The sequence below is a fragment of the Psychrobacter sp. Marseille-P5312 genome, from assembly GCF_900291405.1.
Taxonomy (GTDB): domain Bacteria; phylum Pseudomonadota; class Gammaproteobacteria; order Pseudomonadales; family Moraxellaceae; genus Psychrobacter; species Psychrobacter celer.
In genome coordinates this window covers 1,921,606-1,939,851 of the sequence record NZ_OLML01000001.1, presented here as the reverse complement: position 1 = coordinate 1,939,851, position 18,246 = coordinate 1,921,606, and the positions used below count along the sequence as shown (strand labels likewise).

The following is an 18,246-nucleotide window of genomic DNA, read 5'->3' as shown; positions in this document are numbered from 1 at the left end:
TTATTAGACTCAAAATGAGCATAAATATAGCGTAAAGCACCCCGCCCTGCAATACAATAATGTCATTTGATTATTTGCGTTTGGGCAGCTTGCTATCCATGAGCAGGCTTTGTAACTCGATATCGTGCCGAAAACGATACAGCTTGGCGGGCCGGCCGCGCTGAGCGCTACTGCTCTCTCCTGTTTCCACCACTAGGTTTTGTGCCTCCAGCAAACGGCGAAAGTTTTGCTTATGCAGGCGCACACCTGATAACGCCTCTACGCTCTGCTGTAACTGCGATAAAGTAAACACCTCGGGCATCAAACCAAAAATCAGCGGCCGATACTCTATTTTGGCTCGTAATCGAGAGATGGCGGTGGCAATCACGCGGCGATGATCGTAATACATCGGCTCGCCTATCAGCTGCGACCAGTGTTTGGGCAGCTCGGTGGACACATTGGCTAAGTAGCTTGGCGGATAGCTTGGCGCTTCAGGTATCAACCCTGCTTCATAAAGCATCTCATAGCGCAGCAGTACATGCTCGGCGACCCATTCTTTATTTTCTGGCAGCTGCTCCCAGCTGGCCGCGCTGGCACCCAAGCTTGGCGGCTGTTGGCTTATCACATGCGCTTCAACGACGCCCCAACACAGCTCAATACGCTGACGTCGCCGCTGCTGGGTGATAGCGTCATCTGCCTCCTGTGCCCATGCCAATAACGCTGGCACAATAAACGAAGTAATGATAGTTGGCGCGCCATCTAAGTGGTTTTCCCACGGAAAGTAATCATACCAATCTCGCCATAGCGCTTGACTTGGCAGCTTTGGCGTCTGCGTCTCCTGCACCAGCCCTAGATAGCTGACATACACTAAAGCATGACCATCGACGTTGCGTCTATTGGTATCGACAAAGGTATAAAGCTGCTCTAAATACCCAAGTGGCTGCTGCGTCTGCTCTTCCACCCACTGGCGCACCCCTGCTTGCAACGAGCGATGCAGCGGCATCAGTGGCCCATTGGGCAATAGCTTACCTTGATCGACCGTTAGGACACGGGCAGTATGCTCGGTAATCGCAACGAGTACGGCAACCACCTCGGTGGTACCACTGCCTTGCTGATGCGCATGTGAATAAGACAACGTCATAAGTGTATTTATCATCCTCGATAGAAAATCAAACGTAGTACAAAAACAAGCTGAGTACAAAAACAAACTCAGTATACAATCAAAACAGCCATGCTACAGTAGTCGTTAGCACTGTTTATCTACAAACAGTAACACTTCCTAGTATAGCTCGAATCTAAGACGATCACAGTCTGTCGCTGTAACATCAGCCAAGCCGCACGCCTTAATATGGTTAATTTACTTTAAAACAGGTACAGCGCTACTGGTATTCATTTTTCTTGCTTGCTGTGCCTACGCCGACAGAGGCTGCGCAAAATAAATATCAGTAGCACGTGGCACCCAGTAGCACGTAAACATAATATCTAGCATGTCAGTTTTATTTAGGATTGACTATAGGTAGAAAAATCATAAAAAACCCTTGTTTTTATGCTCAAAATGAGCATAATTAGAACAATTTATGATTTTGCTTTAGCGAGTCATTCCAATATTACGACATATGATGTGTCACTATCGCACCAAAGGAAAGGTTGTAGCTATGAAAACTTATCCGTACGACGCCCCTATCATGAGTACCGACCAGCGCATCGCCACTCAGATGACCATCGAATACGCCAGAGCAAAGATACCTACCGAGCTGCCACGCTCTGAGCGACTGGCAGTTGAAGAAAACATCAAGCACTTGCTAAAAGCGCATAACGCTGTGCTCGTCGCTCATTATTATGTCGATCCTTTTATTCAAGATTTGGCGTTGGCGACTGGCGGCTGTGTCGGTGACTCGCTTGAGATGGCGCGCTTTGGACAAGCCCATGAGGCACAGACATTGGTAGTGGCAGGCGTGCGCTTTATGGGCGAGTCAGCAAAAATTCTAAGTATGGAAAAGACCGTCCTGATGCCTGACTTAGCAGCGGAATGCTCGCTTGATTTGGGCTGTCCTGCAGATGAGTTTGCCGCATTTTGCGACGCCCATCCTGAGCGTACCGTGGTGGTTTATGCCAATACCAGCGCCGCGGTCAAAGCGCGTGCCGACTGGGTGGTGACATCCTCTGTCGGTATCGATATCGTCCGTCATTTACACGCGCAAGGTGAGCCTATCATTTGGGGGCCTGACCGTCATTTGGGTAAATATATCGCTCGTGAGACTGGCGCAGACATGCTGCTCTGGCAAGGTTCTTGTCTGGTGCACAATGAGTTTAAAGCGACCGAGCTGCTGCAATTAAAAGAGGAGCACCCAGACGCCAAAGTACTGGTACATCCAGAGTCGCCTGATAGCGTGGTCGCGCTTGCTGATGTCGTCGGCTCAACCAGTAAGCTGCTCAGCTCAACCTATGAGATGGATGCCGAGACCTTTATCGTAGCGACCGATTTGGGTATCTTGCACGAGATGCAAAAACGCTCTCCACACAAGCGTTTTTTGGCCGCACCGACCGCTGGCGAAAGCGCCAGCTGTAAGAGCTGCGCGTTTTGCCCGTGGATGGCGATGAATGGCCTAACAGGCATCGAGCAGTGTCTGATGCAGCGAAGCGGTGAAGTCATGTTGACGCCTGAGCTGGCAGCCGCCGCCAAAAAACCTTTACAACGCATGCTGGATTTTGCCGAAGCGCAAAAGCGGCGTGTCACTGCAAGCGGTGATATCACCCAAGACCGCGCACTATTTGCCAATGTGGGAGCTGCCTAATATGAGTAAGGCGCATACAGCCGCTAATACAAGCACCCTTGCTGATGATACCCATGGCGTCAGACACACAGATGTGTTGATCATTGGCGCAGGTCTTGCTGGATTGAGCACGGCGCTGGCCTTACCGCAAACACTCCACGTGACGATACTAAGTAAAGCGGCGCTGGACGTTTGCTCCAGTCATTATGCCCAAGGCGGTATCGCGGCAAGTTTAGATGCCAAAGACTGCACCGCTGATCATATCGCTGATACGCTCATCGCAGGCGCAGGGCTGTGCGAGGCAAAAAACACCACAGAGATCCTACGCTCAGGCGAGCAAGCGGTGCAATGGCTGTGCGAGCAAGGCGTACCCTTTACTCGCCTCCCAAAACAACACGCGCCAGCAGAAAAAACAGCGACATTAGACAATTTTCAATACCCCCATGAGGAAGACCTTGAGACAGCCGCCTTACAAACCAGCGACTTACACTTGACCAAAGAAGGCGGTCATGGCTGCCGGCGCGTCGCTCATGCTGATGATGCCACTGGCCGACATATTATGGAAGCCTTAGTTAAAAAAGCGCAAGCGGCATCCAATATCACTATCCTGCCCTATCATGAAGCGTTTCATCTGCTAAAAAATACTGACAATCATTGCCGAGGTGCATACGTTTTTTCTCATGACAACCAGCGCACGCTGACTTTTTATAGTCGCGCGGTGGTACTGGCCAGTGGCGGTCTGGGTCAGCTGTTTAAACGTGCCAGCGCGCCCAATGTCTGTGTCGGTGATGGCGTGATGATGGCTTGGCAAGCAGGCTGCCGCTTGGCAAATCTGGAGTTTATCCAGTTTCATCCGACAGGTTTGGCGCTTAGTGATAGTAGTTTTTTAATCTCTGAAGCCCTACGCGGTGAAGGCGGACGGCTGTACTGCCCGCAGACAGGCAAACGCTTTATGCTAGAGATTGATACACGCGCAGAGCTGGCACCAAGAGACATCGTCGCTCGTGCTATCGCCGAGCAAATTAGCATCAATGGACTTGGCTACGTTCATCTCGATGTCAGTCACTTACCAGCGGCATTTCTCCGAGCACACTTTCCGCAGATTTATCAGACACTATTAGACCTTGGCATCGACATCACCACCGACCCGATCCCAGTAGCCCCCACCGCGCATTATAGCTGCGGCGGCGTGGTCACTTCTGCTAATGGCTTGACCGATGTGATAGGGCTTTATGCGGCAGGAGAAGTTGCTTATACAGGCTTGCACGGCGCTAATCGCTTGGCCAGTAACTCGCTGCTGGAGTGCGTGGTGGTCGGGCGCCACATCGCCGCCGATATCCCGCGCTATCTACACGCAACTAAAAAACCAGACGCCACGTCCATTTATACTAACTCAGAGCAATCCATCTATGATATTTGGACCCCGCCGATGCTGGCAGACTATCAGCGTATTACCTTGCCATCGCCCATTGAGTACCAACGCCATGCTAACGACCATCACAACGTCAACGTCAACGTCGGCACTAGTACAAATACTGAGATTGCTGGCATAACCACCCAATTAAAAGCGTTAATGACCTCGCATCTGGGCATCACTCGTAGCGCCGCGCAGCTTGAGCAAGCGCTGGGGCAAGTCTGCCAGTGGCAACAGCAGCTCGGTGGTAGAAGCTTTGATCATATAGATACTAAAAGCCAAGACCACGTCATCTCTTACTATACGCTGCCCTACGTTCAATTAACTAGGCAGTTGCAGTTAGCGGCTTTGATTATCCAGTCGGCTTATCAGCGTCATGAGAGTCGCGGCGGTCATTATAGACAAGACTATCCAAACTTAGCGAACAAACCTTTGACCAGTGTCATTGAGCCGCCCTCGCTGACCGCATTTGCTACTATTGACGATATAGACACAACAGCCCATATAACAACAGCGGATGTGCAAAAAATAACTGTACCATCTTTAGCCATGCGGGAGTCCGGTTAATATCAGCTAATACCATATAGTTTATCAACTATAGTTAGGATTGACGTACTCCCACCACCAAACCTAACGGTTTTGGTGGGGGAATCTTTGCGACCCATAGTGCTAGTATAAGCCACCACCTTTCGCTATACCATCTACGCTGATAGATTTGGGTATAGGGGAACTCTTTACACAGTAGCAAGTCCTGCTACATCAGCTAACGCCCTAGAGCGTATATTGTTGCTAGCATTGATATCGCGATCATGGGTGGTTTGGCAATTAGGGCAACTCCAACTTCTAACTGATAGCGCTAGGCTATCTAACTTATGATCACAATGCGAACAAATTTTACTACTAGCAAAAAACCGATTTACTTTTAGAACATTTTTGCCGTACCACTTAGCCTTGTAAGTAAGCAAAGTAACAAACTGCTCCCAACCGACATCATTAATGGCTTTAGCAAGTTTTCGGTTTTTTACCATATTTTTCACCGCTAAATCTTCAAGTGCATAGCTTGTCGCTTGGTTTTCACAGATAAGGCTATGGGTGATTTTGTGGTGTAAATCTAAGCGCCCGTTGCGTGCTTTTTCATGAATGCGAGCAACGGCTAATTTTTGTTTTTGATAGTTTTTACTGGTCTTTTGTTTGCGAGAAAAGATTTTTTGCTGTATGGCAAGTCTTTGACTGGCTTTGGCTAAATGCTTTGGGTTATCAACCTTGCTACCGTCAGATAGGTTTAGCAAATGGCTAATGCCTAAATCAATACCCACCGTCAAGCTGGACTCAATGGTAGTTGGTGTCGGTAGTGCTTCACCATTATCAACCAACACACTTGCATAGTATTTGCCTGTTGCTGTCTTACTAATCGTTACTGTTTTAATCTTACCTTCAAACTCACGACTAAATACGGTCTTAATACCCTTTACTTTAGGTAGGTTGATCATGCCTTGTGCAAAGTTTACGGTGCAATGTTGAGGACATTGGTAACTTCGCTGAGGTACCTTTTTAGATTTAAAGCGTGGAAACTTAGCCTGACCTTTGAAGAAGTTAGTAAAAGCGGTATGTACGTTGAGCAAAGCATTTAGTAACGACTGGCTATTAACTTCACTAAGCCATGAGAATTTAGCCTTTTTCTTCTTTTTAACCAAGTGACTTTGAATCTTGGTTCGTGTTAAAGACTTACCAAACATGGCATAGTAACGTTTTTGCAAAGCCAACGCCCAATTGAACACAAAACGGCTACAGCCAAAGTGCTTTCCGATAAGCACTTGCTGTTCAAGATTTGGGTAAATTCTGTATTTGTAGGCTTTTAGCATCGCTTGTTAGCTGATTGAAATATGGTTATAATTTAGCATCATCTACATTTAGCGTCAATTATGAATAATAAACTAAAATCCCATTATCACTGTGTTTATAAACTTACTTATCATTTGGTGTTAGTCACAAAGTATCGTAGAAAATGCTTTACTGCGGCTATGCTTGATAGGCTAAAAGAAATCATAACTGACCTTTGTCAAAAATGGGAGGTTGGGCTATTAGAGTTCAACGGAGAAGCCGATCATGTGCATTTACTAATTGAAATGCACCCCAATATCATGCCAAGTAAGTTTATCAATAATCTAAAAACGGTCACTAGCCGACTGATGAGAAAGGAATTTGCGAAGCATTTGGCAACGTTTTACTGGAAGCCTGTACTTTGGACTAGAGCATATTGTTTGCTGACGACTGGTGGTGCTACGATTGATACTATTAGGCAATATATCGAAAAACAAGAGCGCCCTGATTAGGTTGCTCGTGCTTACATCTCCACCTAAATCAAAGATTATAGGTGGAGAATTACGCACGATTTGTTAAATCGCGCTCAAGCTCGGTGACGCTCTCGGCATGATCTTTGATACCGCCTGATCGGCCATTGCCGCGCGCATCCCACGCAAACACCTGATAGCCTGCCGCTGCAAACTGCTGCCCCAGCTCTGCCAGACGTCCTGAATGCTCATGACCACGGTGCAACAAAATCACTTGCCGTAAACACTGATCGGCGTCTTTTAACTGCTCAATAGGCATCGTTAGCCAATAACGGTAATAAATCGCCGTGCCATCATACGCGTTATAGCAGCTCTCGCCTTCTATCACGGCAGCTTGTAATACTTCTGTAGCCGCGCTAGAAGAGGCTGGTATATCCTGCGCCGCTGTATCATTTATATTTATAAAATCAGAAGACATGGTCTGGGACTCCAAAGTAGTATGGGCTGAGCGCGGTACAGGCGGCTGACGCTGTAGATACAATGCGGCCATATAGCGCAGACGATTGAGGCACGTTTTTAGCAGTAGTATTTCTATTAGCATAAAAAACGGACTTGCTGAGCGATGAGACAATGATATCGGCACGCTAAGGCTTTTTGCCGCCCCAAGCATGCCCAGCACAAACGCACGGTCACTTTTGCCCAGCGGTCCTTGATTGGCTCGAGCGCCCACCGCAGCATCGCAGGCGATGGCTATCAGCTCAGTGCTGACACTCAGTATCATCATCCCAAAGACATGACGCTGCTGATGAGCCTGTTGGTCAATCACATTTTTAGATGGACAGCTTGGCTGAGCGCTATGAGGTAGCAAACTGCTGATGAGCGCCGTATCGGCAATAATGTCACCTGCTTCATTGAGCACACCGCCCAGCGCAGATGCCTGTGCATGCTCACGCGCCATCATGCCATCGATGGCATTGAGCGCCATACGCACAAACAGCGACGACGGTAGCAGCGCCCAAAGCGCCTGATAGTGAGCCGCAGGCTTGGCAATCACATAGGCCGTCCCTTGGCTGAGTATCACAGCAGATATCGTCACTTGATTGGCGCTGCATCCTAACTTAGCCAATGTGTCGCTTATGGGACGCAACTGGTCTTGAAACTGAGATTTGAGCTGATAGAGCGACATAGGGCTGACCACAGAGATTGAGTGCCTTAATGTAACAACAAAAGTTGATCAGGTAAAGATAAGCCAAGCATATAAAAATACTACTCGCGGCCAGTATCGTTCTATTCTATGATGAATATCATGCGCGGATAGCCGTATTTATAAGTGAATATGATACAATCTTCGGCTTGTTTAAAACCGCTGCGAGCCTGCCGACATGCAAAGCCTGATTACCCTTGTCCTGGTATTAATGCCAATGTTTATTGGCTTTGCCATCCCCTCAAATCCCAAAATGACCAAGCTTGCGGATAAAGGCTTGTCGTACTTGGTGTTTATTATCTTGGCGCTCATCGGTATCGAGCTGTCACAAGTGGAAGGGCTGGGCAGTCAGATAGGTGAGATTGCGCTATATGTCACCATTTTATCGATCTTGACGATTGGTAGTGGTTTGTTTGCGCTTATGCTTTTTGACCGTCTGCGCCCGTGGCATGCCAAAAAACCCAGCGTCAAATCCAAAGAGCACCGCGTCAGTATCCGCGGTAGCTTGGCACAAGTGGTTTGTGTCGTGATTGGCATGGTGATTGGGTATTTTTTGCCCGAAGGTTATATGCCGCCTGAAAACACCATGACCGTCATGCTGATGATATTGATCTTATTGGTCGGTATCGGTCTCAAAGGCTCGGGTATCACCCTAAAAGAAGTCTTGCTCAATAAGCGCGGGGTGGAAATGAGTATTATCTTTACCCTCTCGATATTGGTAGGCGGGCTTGTCTTTGCGCTGATGTTTAGCGATGTATCGTGGACCAAAGGCTTGGCGCTGGCGTCTGGATTTGGCTGGTACTCGCTATCGGCCATCGTCATGACCGATGCTTATGGGGCGATTTGGGGCAGCGTGGCGCTGTTTAATGACTTGATACGTGAGTTTTTTGCGCTGCTATTTATTCCCGTCTTTATGCGTAAGTATCCGTCAGCAGCGGTTGGACTTGGCGGCGCAACGAGCTTAGACTTTACCTTGCCGATTATTCAACAATCTGGCGGTCTCAAGGTCGTGCCACTGGCAATTAGTTTTGGCTTTATTATTAATATTGTCTCGCCCGTACTGATGGTGGCGTTTTCGGCGTTGGGGTTGCAAACAGTCAAATAAAATATATACAAACCTACCTATTTATTACTATAATAGATAGATTATATCTATAATATAGAGAGCAAGTTATGGGGAAACTGGTTAGTATTGGGGAGGCTGCCAAACATTTCGGGGTTGCTCAATCCACATTAAGACGTTGGGATGAGGATGGTACGTTAGTCGCCAAGCGAACCGAAAACGGGCATAGGCGATATGATTTAAGTGAAATCAGACCGCATTCCTTGAATACACCACCTAAATTAGACCGAAAAACCATTGCTTATGCTCGTGTGTCGAGTCGTGATCAAAAAGACGACTTACTTCTCCAGTCTCAAGTTTTGGAACTTTATTGTGCCAGGCAAGGCTGGACTTTTGAGACGATTACCGATCTTGGTAGTGGAATGGATTATAAAAAGAAAGGCTTAAAAAACCTGCTTGATGACATACTGAGCAATAAAGTTGAACGGCTGGTAATTACCCATAAAGACAGGCTTTTACGATTTGGTGCAGAACTGGTTTTCATGTTGTGTGAGGCTCGTGACGTTGAAGTGGTAATAATCAATCAAGGTGAAGAGTTGAGTTTTGAGCAAGAATTAGCCCAAGATGTATTGGAGATTATCACCGTATTTTCAGCGAGGCTATACGGCTCTTGCAGCAAGAAAAACCAACAATTAATAGAGGCGGTTAAAAAAGCATTATGATCCGTGGACACATTATCGAACTCAAGCCAAACAACGTACAGGCAAATCACCTTGCTCGTGCTTGTGGCGTGGCGAGAAAAGCCTACAACTGGGCTTTGCATGAGTGGCAGCGGCAGTATGCGCTTGACAAAGCGTACCGTGATGCGTGTTTGGCCGCAGGCGTTGAGGTTGATACTAAAAATCTAAACAAGCCCTCACAGGCGAAGCTCAGACGCGAATTGAACGCCATTAAGCGTGAATTATTCCCCTATATGCTGGAAGTGACCAAATGCGCTCCGCAGGCGGCAATCATGCAGTTGGGTGATGCTTATAACAACTTCTTTAAAGGCTTAGCGAAATACCCAACCGCTCGTAAAAAAGGCCGTGACGATAGATTCAGTTTATCCAACGACCAATTTGCCATTAAAGGTAAATCCATTCGTATCCCAAACTTGGGCTGGGTTCGCTTAAAAGAAGCTTTACGTTTTGACGGCAAGATCATGTCAGCCACCATCTCTAAACGTGGCGGTAAGTGGTTTGTTAGTGTGGCTGTTGAAATACAAAAAGCTGTAATTCCTACTAAAAAGACAGGTAAAAGCGTTGGTGTTGATCTTGGTATTACCGACTTACTGGTTTTATCAGACGGCACTAAAATTAAAGCGCCAAAACCACTTCAAGCAAACCTTAAAAAACTAAGAACGCTAAACAAAGCGCTCAGTCGCACTAAAAAAGGCAGTAAAAACAGAGAAAAAGCGAAAACCAAGCTCTCTCGTTTGCACTATAAGATCAGGTGTATTAGGCAAGATTCTCTCCATCAAATCACAACAAGTCTGGTTAATGAGTTCGATGTGATTGCGATTGAGGATTTGAATGTCAAAGGTATGGTTAAGAACAGGCGGCTATCAAGAGCTATCAGTGACTTGGGTTTCTTTGAGTTTAAGCGACAGCTTATCTACAAAGCCACTGAGCAAGGCAAGGTTGTGAAATCAGTCGGACCCTTCTACCCAAGCTCAAAAACCTGTTCAAACTGCAATCATATCCTTGGTAAAGATGAGCTAATATTGAAAATGCGTGAGTGGTTGTGCCCTAACTGTCAGGTTTCTCATGACCGTGACCTCAACGCCAGCATCAATATTTTAAATAACGCGACTGTTATTTTAACAGCTGCATAATCCTGTTTATTGGACGGTGAGTTCCATCGCCAATTAAAAAAGTCTGTGGAGTCGTGGTCAGTCTAAATCTCAAATGAGAAATAGCGCGTGACAATGAAGCAGAAAGAAAACGTCAAACCTATCTAATAGTCAATATTGGCTAGGTTTGAGTAAGATTTTTGGAACGGTGAGTTGACTATATATTATAACTAAGCTTGTTGTTACTAGATATCGTGACAACCTGATTGCCAATCATTTGTTTGACAATATTATCAATTGTTTTAGGGTCTTCATCGCGCAGATGACTGTTAAGGTAATTGATTAAACTCGATTTTTTTGCAGGTCGTGAGCTGACAGGCCGATCCTTAATAGATGCAATAGCGCATTGATATACGGTACGTTGCTCTATCGTCTTTGAGCTTACGTTTTTGACACTGGTTTTTGTTTTATGGACTGATAAATCATCTAAGGTTGGATAACAAACTTTTTGATTGTTTTGCTTTATCAGTCCTTGATCTTTTAGCCATGTAATAACTAGGTTTACTTGTGACTCGTCGTTTTTTTGACGATAGCTGGCAAGTTTTTGTTTGATGACGTTGATTAATCCAGTCATAGTCTTAGCTTTACTTAGTAATACTTTTTCGGCTACTAAATTTAGTACACCCTGACTGTCTGTGTTGTAGCAGAGTTTTTCGTTTTTACTATCGAGCTCTATCAGGCCTTTCTTGATAAATTTATCAAAAACTTTTTCAACGATATTGTTTTGTTCGGCCTCATCAAATTTAACCAAAGCTTCTGCTAACGCGTATTTCTTCATCGCAGAGAGTAGGTTTGATTTATAGCTTGGCAAAAACATCTTGCGATTTACTATGCTATCGAACACCAAAACATAGCAGTCATGAATTATAGATTGAGGCGTTTTTTCTTCACTGATTGGTACTGTAGCGGTCTTCGTATCTATCAGACCATCGCTGTTAGTATCGTCATAGAACACTTCGTTTTGACTGGTATCAACGATGAGTTGAGTTTGTTCCATATCAGTCTCTATCGTGTTCTCTACCTCATAGGCGAGGCTTAATTGATTGGCATCTCCTGCGCGTGTGATGGCCATACCGTCATACACAGTGTTGAGATGCTCAACCAAGATATCGTAACCACTATCTCTTGCCAAAATACACACATCCGCCTGTGCATCGATTTCAGATATCTTGCCAAGATAAAAAGACAAGTAAAAATCTAAAGCGTTTTTACCTGCATGCTGCATCTTGATGATATGTACATTATCGCTGTTGAATTCGAGTAATGCTTCGACCAACCCAAGTGGCAAGCTCTTTTGCTGATGTATGCCCAAAAACAACCATACATGACATTCCTTTGTATCCATGCCCTCAAAACTCTTGGGTTGAATGTTTTCATAATCAATTAAAATATGCTTCATCGAAATACTCTTATTATTTGATTGTCACAACCCTCCCTAAACCCCACTAGCCTGCTTCGCAAACAATCGCATGAGTGGCTTTATCTTGCCAACGCGGTACATGCCTTCGCTGCGAATCTGCTGAATCGGACGCATCTGCGCAAGCGGGCCTGCAAACAGCCAATTAAGCGCCGAAAAGCTATGCATCATCAGGCTATTATGCGGTCGGCGTAGACGCTCATAGCTACGCAAGGTTTGGCTACTTCCCCACAGCTTATCGCCGCTACGCGCATAGTCGTGCATCAGCTGCTCACTTAGCGCCTTCACATCGAGCATACCTAGATTTAACCCCTGACCTGCTAGCGGATGCACACCATGGGCGGCATCGCCTATTAGCACCAAATTGTCCTGTACATAACGCTTCGCTTGCTGCGCGGTCAGTGGAAAGCTGGCGATGGACTCTATCTGCTCGATTGCGCCCAACTCATAATGACTGGCAGCGGCCAATTTATCAGCGATCACGCGCTCGTCTTCCTCGAGCAAAGCCAGTGCGTCATTGCGCGGCAGTGTCCAGACAATGGACTGCCAATGCTGCGGCGTAGCTTTATCCTCATCAGTGATATCTGCTAAGGGCAACAGAGCCAGCGTGCCGGTCGGTAGCATGGCTTGGCGTGCGGTTGCTTGATGGGGCTTGGCAGTCTGAATCGCACAGCAAATCGCGGTTTGGTTATAATCAAGCGTATCTAGCCCAATCGCCGCCTGCTGACGGACAAACGAGCCGCGACCATCGGCACCGACGAGCAGATGCGTATCGATAGCAGCGCCGTCCGCTAGCGTCACACGGTAGCCCTGCTGCGTCCCGCGCCAGTCCATATTGACGACTTTTTGCCCTGCGATGACGGTCAGATAATCACTGACATCCTCCTCAGACAGACGCTGCCACAAGGCATACTCGATGACCGCTGGTTCAACCATACTGCCAAGCAGCTCTGGCGTACTGCTTTCACTATCGCCAAATAATAGCTCACCCATACCATTTAGCTGCCATACCTGCATCTGCGAGTAATCCGCCTTGCGCTCAGATATCGCTATCTTTTGCCAAGCGCCTATGTCTTTTAACAGCGCAATACTGCCGAGGCTCAGCGCATACACACGGGCATCGCGCTTGCCAAGCATTTGTTGCCATGCAGACTCATCTCGAGCAGGACGCGCATCGATTAAGGTCACGGGCATTTTGGCCTGCGCCAGCTTTAGCGCCAGCGTCGCACCGACGATACCGCCGCCGATAATGAGTGTATGGTTGTTTGTCATAAGTTAGCTCTCGATATCAGGACGTGTTAGGGCGTATCTTCAATTCACTTGATAATTATCTAAATGGGCTAAAAATAGCGCATCACTTTAGTTATGGGTATTACGATTTTAAGCCCATGGCATAATTTGCCACCAGCGGTTTGATATTGGGCAGTTTATCAAACGCCACTAAGGCGACGTTACGTGCTAGCTTAATCGCTGGATTGGAATGGGTAAAGCCATGGACGACCGCATCACAAAAACGAATGACGCGCTTTTGGTCGGTTTGTCGGGCTTTTTCGTAGCGCGTGAGCAATGCTGGACTACCGATATCCTCGCCTCGCAGCACTTGCGCACTCAGCATTTTTGCCAGTACCTGAGCATCGCGCATACACAGATTAAAGCCTTGACCTGCCACAGGATGCAAGGTGTGGGCGGCATTACCCATGATGACGCAGCGGCCTTTGACCTGTCTGTCAGCAAGCACTCGCGTCAGCGGGTAGCCACCGCGGCGACCAGCGTTGACAAACGTGCCAGCACGCTCGCCAAACGCTTGCTGCAATGTCGCCAAAAAATGCGCATCATCTTCTAGGTATTTTGTCTCTTCGCCTTTTGGGCAGACCCAAACCACCGAGCGTCTGTAGCCTTGTTGATATTCCTCATTGCCATCGCCTTCTGGGTCGGTCAATGGCAGCACCGCCAGTGGCCCTGCTGGACTAAAGCGCTCAATGGCGACATGGTCGTGCGGCTTATCCGTCTCTACCACTCCGACGATGGCGGTCTGCTGATAGTCATACGTCGTCGTGCCAATGTCCAATAACTGACGCACGGTAGAGTCGCGACCATCGCAAGCGACCAGTAGACTGGCCTGCAGCTGCTGCTCGTGCTCTTCTTCGCCGTAATAGCTAAAGCTGAGCGTCACGCCATCAGGCTGCTGCTCGACAGCGATGACGTTGGCATTATCAATGATACTAATCAGCGGCTCCTGCTGCGCGGCCAGTAGTAGCTTACGCCCCAGCCAAGCGTTTTCCATCACTTGCCCAAACGACTCGACTTGCTCGTCCGCCTTATTTAATTGCGCGCGGCCAAAGCTGCCTTGCTCGCTGATCTGTACCGCATCGATACGGCAGGCATGGCTTTGTAGCTCATCCCACAGCCCAATCTCTTGATAAATCTGTACGGTACGCCGCGACAGAGCGGTGTTGCGACTGTCCAAATAATGACTGCGCGTGCGGTCATCTTGCGGGCTGATGGTTGGGTAACTGTTTTTTTCAAGTAAAGTACTTTTGATGCCGTGATGGGCGAGCAGCAAGGCAAAAGACAGACCCACATGACCGCCGCCTGCGATCAGCACTTGCTGGTCGGTGATTGCTGCTTTTTTTTTGACAGTTGATGACGTTGCATTGGTATTTTGCATCATGCTATTCCTAATCATATTGCTTTTAATGGTGTGCTTTCTTATTTTTCAGGCGTTATTTATTAATGCCCTAGATTACCACAGTTTGCTTGTGTTTCTGTGTCCTGACACGTATGCAAAGCGTGTACTCGCCTGTTTGCGGTCATATCATAAAAGACTGACCTGAGGGTGAGCTACGCCACAGCATACCTCACCATTGCAGCCGTTTGCCCACCAGCCTGTGGTTGCAATCTACATACAAAAACCCCGCCATCTGGGCAGGCGATGGCTTGAATTTTAAAAACTATCTACCATAATGAAGAAAAGACATTGATTTATCATTAACCCCAAAACCAATAATAATTTACCGTTATCTATATCGCTAGCAGATACGCCACCTGCGTGTTAAAAGGCGCGTGACACACTGCCCGCCCAGACACTTTGACGAACGATTTTTATTACCCATTTTATTTTTTATCATTTTATTTTTTATCTCTGAAGCCCGTAGCGCTCTCCATGTTGATCTCATCAGACTAGGCGATAGCAGCGGGTACACAACACAAGGATAATCGCTTGACTGATTCTATGAGCCGCCGTATAAAGTTTGAATCATTAACCCCAGCACAGCTCAAAACCGTGCTTGGTGAATACAACAACCACATGAAATACCTACAAGATCGCCTCGATATCAAGATCATTCAACGCCAAGGCGACTTTTGCCTGAGCGGAGATGTGACTGCGGTCGAGCGCGGCGAACGCATCATTTATAAACTGGTCGATGAAGCGCAAAACACCAAGGATATCAGTGCAGAAGAGCTGCATTTGATTATCCAATCGAGCGTCTCCCGCGATGAAGACATGGCAGACGATGAGCAAGAGTCTGCCGATGATGAGAGCGATACAGCTGATTTGGATTCGGCAAATGAGTTTACCCCCATTAGCCTGCGCACGCGCAAAGGCCGTATCATCCCGCGCGGGGGCAACCAGCAGCGCTATGTAAAAAACGTGCTCAGCTCCGATGTGTCCTTTGGTATTGGGCCTGCCGGTACCGGCAAAACGTATCTGGCGGTGGCCTGCGCGGTCGATATGCTAGAGCGCAATGAGATTGAGCGCATACTGCTGGTACGTCCAGCGGTAGAAGCTGGGGAGAAGCTTGGGTTTTTACCCGGTGATCTCACACAAAAGATTGACCCCTATCTGCGCCCACTCTACGATGCCCTCTATGAGATGCTTGGCTTTGAGAAGGTCGGCAAATTGATCGAGCGGCAAATCATCGAGATTGCGCCGCTGGCTTATATGCGTGGCCGCACCTTAAACAACTCATTTGTCATCTTGGATGAAGCACAAAACACCACACCTGAGCAAATGAAGATGTTTTTGACGCGTCTGGGCTTTGGCTCACGCGCGGTCATCACCGGTGACATCTCACAGGTCGACTTGCCACGCGGTACCAAATCAGGCTTGGCACAGGCGATGGATATTTTAAGCGGTATCGAGGAGATTCATATTACTAAGTTTGACTCAAAAGACGTGGTGCGCCATCAGTTGGTACAAAAAATCGTCGAAGCCTATGATGTGTTTGATGAAGAGCAAATCGCGCTACAAGAAAAACGTAAGTTTGAGCGCATCAAAGAGCAAGAGCGCAGACAGGCGGTGGCAGATGCAGCCTCTAAATTGTAGCTAAACGTCATTAAACCGTTATGTCTAACCCAAAAGACCGGATTACTAAACATAGTTATCTGGTCTTTTCGTTAGGGCGTATTGAACATTCTAATGTGGCACTGGCGGCGGCTATTTTTCAGACAATGCGCAGTGAAATTTTCGAAGCCTCTGTCGGCGTAGGCACAGCACGCAAGAACAATTTATACCAGTTCCATGTTGACATACAATCTATCTGTTTTATTTAGAATCGACTATATCTCCCCCTAAGGTGACGCTATGAACCAATCTAACAACGATAATATAAACGCCCTAAAGATAAATAATCTAGACAAAGTTGAGCTTGATGTCAGCGCTCTTGATAGTATCGATAAGGGGTTAATCAGTCGTTACTACAGTGCAGATCGTCTATTGCCAATCATGGCTGCAACTTTGAAATATATAGATAGACGTATAGAAAACGGTCTGATGCTCCCTTATTTTACAGATATTAGTCTTGAGACGTGGCAGCACAAAATCAAAGCGCTAGATATCTATATTACTGACAAAACTGAAGGTCGTGAATTAAATCTGGAAGCACGGGGCAAGGACTATGCGACCAATATCTTATCCTATCCAAGCGACTTACCCGTCGCCATTATTGACTTAATGCCGGCCCTACCACTCGGCGAGCTGATCATCTGTCATGAAGTCGTGGTACGAGAAGCCGCCGAACAAGACAAGAGCATCGCGCAGCATATCAGTCATTTACTGGTACATGGTATGCTGCATCTACTAGGCTTTGATCACGAACTTGGACGAGCTGAGCAAGAGGAGATGGAAGGATTTGAGATAGAGATTTTAGCAAGTCTCAACCTACCAAACCCCTATCTACCAAACGCTTGAATTTGACGAGATGGTTTTTGACCGAACCAATCCCTTAGAACAAGCACCGAATAACCAACCATTATTCAGTCTTTAGTCGTGGGCTCATTCTTTAGTTATATGCTCAGTCTTTAGTCATGGGCAGTTTTTGCGACTGACCCATTTGATTAATCATCTGATCCAAGCCTTTGACATGGACGCTACGCTGCGGGAATGGAATCTCAATCTTTTCATCGTCTAAAGCGTATTTAAACTGCTCAAGCAAATCACACTGCATCGTCCACCAATCAGCATTGGTCGTCCAGACATTGAGGGTCAAATCTACCGAATTGTCGCCCAGATTGGTCACGCGTACGATAGGCTCAGGGTCGGTAAAGGCCATTGGGTTGTTTCTGGCCAAGCTCAGCATCACCTCTTTGGCAGTTTTGATATCGGCATCGTAGCCGATCCCAACCGTGATATCGACGCGGCGATTGGGCAGCGCCGTATAATTGGTCACCGCAGAGGTCGTGATATCGCCATTTGGGATGATGATATCGTGGTTATTGATCGTGGTTAGGTGGGTGTTGATCAATGTAATCTCGGCCACCGTCCCTGTGTAGCTGCTAATCTGTACATAATCACCGCGCACAAAGGGGCGAAAAGTAACAACCATGATACCAGCGGCAAAGTTTGATAGCTGATCCTTTAACGACAGACCAATCGCGACCGCTGCACCGCCCAGTATGGCAACGACCGATGTCGTTTGGACCCCAACCTTGCTCAGCGCGGCCAACACCACTACCACCAGTAATACGCCATAAAGCAAGCGCCCTAAAAAGCTGGCCACCGTATCATCTAAATGACTGCGGCGCATAATACCATGAGCAAAGGTAACGGCCTTTTTGGCCAGCCAGCGCCCGACCACAAATATAACGATGGCAAAAGCCACTTTGATTACCAAGCTCAATGCGTTACTGGTCAAAGCAGCAACATCGACTGTAAAACCTAAAAATTCCATACTGACTCTTTTTGTTTAAGTGTATTGTGATATCTAAGTGCCG

At 47.2% G+C, this 18,246-nt stretch carries 15 protein-coding genes; 8 read left to right on the top strand and 7 right to left on the bottom strand.

Going from position 1 to position 18,246, the window contains the following annotated elements; translation table 11 throughout:
* Window positions 1-70 precede the first annotated feature (70 nt).
* Entirely contained in the window at window positions 71-1,120 is a 1,050-nt protein-coding gene (locus C6W44_RS08395; RefSeq protein ID WP_105244981.1) for an NUDIX hydrolase, read from the bottom strand.
* A gap of 514 nt (window positions 1,121-1,634) precedes the next feature.
* Here C6W44_RS08395 and nadA point away from each other — a divergent pair.
* Entirely contained in the window at window positions 1,635-2,774 is a 1,140-nt protein-coding gene (gene nadA, locus C6W44_RS08390; protein WP_105244980.1) for a quinolinate synthase NadA, read from the top strand.
* A 1-nt stretch (window position 2,775) separates the two neighbouring features.
* Complete coding sequence (nadB, locus tag C6W44_RS08385) at window positions 2,776-4,734, top strand: L-aspartate oxidase (protein WP_105244979.1); 1,959 nt, start codon at window positions 2,776-2,778, stop codon at window positions 4,732-4,734.
* 167 nt (window positions 4,735-4,901) lie between these two features.
* Here the strand turns inward: nadB and tnpB are convergent, their stop codons facing one another.
* Window positions 4,902-6,029 carry an IS200/IS605 family element RNA-guided endonuclease TnpB gene (gene tnpB / locus C6W44_RS08380; RefSeq protein WP_105244978.1) on the bottom strand — a complete coding sequence of 376 codons (1,128 nt, stop codon included), beginning with the start codon at window positions 6,027-6,029 and terminating at the stop codon, window positions 4,902-4,904.
* Window positions 6,030-6,089: 60 nt separating this feature from the next.
* Here tnpB and tnpA point away from each other — a divergent pair, with 60 nt between their 5' ends.
* On the top strand, window positions 6,090-6,500 hold the full coding sequence (tnpA, locus tag C6W44_RS08375) for an IS200/IS605 family transposase (RefSeq protein WP_105244977.1): 411 nt from the start codon (window positions 6,090-6,092) through the stop codon (window positions 6,498-6,500).
* Between the two features lie 49 nt (window positions 6,501-6,549).
* Here the strand turns inward: tnpA and C6W44_RS08370 are convergent, their stop codons facing one another.
* The gene (locus C6W44_RS08370) at window positions 6,550-7,644 is read right to left on the bottom strand and encodes a CDP-alcohol phosphatidyltransferase family protein (protein ID WP_105244976.1); all 1,095 of its coding nucleotides are present in this window, start codon (window positions 7,642-7,644) and stop codon (window positions 6,550-6,552) included.
* 196 nt (window positions 7,645-7,840) lie between these two features.
* Here C6W44_RS08370 and C6W44_RS08365 point away from each other — a divergent pair, with 196 nt between their 5' ends.
* The 3 genes from C6W44_RS08365 to C6W44_RS08355 all read left to right on the top strand — a co-directional run bounded on the left by C6W44_RS08365 (window position 7,841) and on the right by C6W44_RS08355 (window position 10,598).
* A complete protein-coding gene (locus C6W44_RS08365; protein ID WP_105244975.1) occupies window positions 7,841-8,767 on the top strand; it encodes a lysine exporter LysO family protein in 927 nt (308 codons plus the stop codon).
* 68 nt (window positions 8,768-8,835) lie between these two features.
* The gene (locus tag C6W44_RS08360; RefSeq protein WP_105243882.1) at window positions 8,836-9,447 is read left to right on the top strand and encodes an IS607 family transposase; all 612 of its coding nucleotides are present in this window, start codon (window positions 8,836-8,838) and stop codon (window positions 9,445-9,447) included.
* Window positions 9,444-10,598 carry an RNA-guided endonuclease InsQ/TnpB family protein gene (locus C6W44_RS08355; protein ID WP_100749529.1) on the top strand — a complete coding sequence of 385 codons (1,155 nt, stop codon included), beginning with the start codon at window positions 9,444-9,446 and terminating at the stop codon, window positions 10,596-10,598. The genes C6W44_RS08360 and C6W44_RS08355 overlap by 4 nt, the downstream gene beginning before the upstream one ends.
* A gap of 175 nt (window positions 10,599-10,773) precedes the next feature.
* Here the strand turns inward: C6W44_RS08355 and C6W44_RS08350 are convergent, their stop codons facing one another.
* The 3 genes from C6W44_RS08350 to C6W44_RS08340 all read right to left on the bottom strand — a co-directional run bounded on the left by C6W44_RS08350 (window position 10,774) and on the right by C6W44_RS08340 (window position 14,701).
* Window positions 10,774-12,015, bottom strand: a complete 1,242-nt coding sequence (locus C6W44_RS08350; RefSeq protein ID WP_105244974.1) for a PIN domain-containing protein — start codon at window positions 12,013-12,015, stop codon at window positions 10,774-10,776.
* Between the two features lie 36 nt (window positions 12,016-12,051).
* Window positions 12,052-13,305, bottom strand: coding sequence for an FAD-dependent oxidoreductase (locus C6W44_RS08345; protein WP_105244973.1), 1,254 nt, complete (start codon window positions 13,303-13,305; stop codon window positions 12,052-12,054).
* A 100-nt stretch (window positions 13,306-13,405) separates the two neighbouring features.
* A complete protein-coding gene (locus C6W44_RS08340; protein ID WP_413772340.1) occupies window positions 13,406-14,701 on the bottom strand; it encodes a UbiH/UbiF/VisC/COQ6 family ubiquinone biosynthesis hydroxylase in 1,296 nt (431 codons plus the stop codon).
* 564 nt (window positions 14,702-15,265) lie between these two features.
* Between C6W44_RS08340 and C6W44_RS08335 the strand changes: the two genes are divergently transcribed.
* Together C6W44_RS08335 and ybeY are read left to right on the top strand one after the other, a co-directional pair.
* Entirely contained in the window at window positions 15,266-16,360 is a 1,095-nt protein-coding gene (locus C6W44_RS08335; protein ID WP_105244971.1) for a PhoH family protein, read from the top strand.
* A 258-nt stretch (window positions 16,361-16,618) separates the two neighbouring features.
* The gene (gene ybeY / locus C6W44_RS08330) at window positions 16,619-17,224 is read left to right on the top strand and encodes an rRNA maturation RNase YbeY (protein ID WP_105244970.1); all 606 of its coding nucleotides are present in this window, start codon (window positions 16,619-16,621) and stop codon (window positions 17,222-17,224) included.
* 103 nt (window positions 17,225-17,327) lie between these two features.
* On the opposite strand, the gene C6W44_RS08325 is transcribed toward ybeY, so the two are convergent.
* Complete coding sequence (locus C6W44_RS08325; protein ID WP_105244969.1) at window positions 17,328-18,203, bottom strand: mechanosensitive ion channel family protein; 876 nt, start codon at window positions 18,201-18,203, stop codon at window positions 17,328-17,330.
* Window positions 18,204-18,246: the final 43 nt, after the last annotated feature.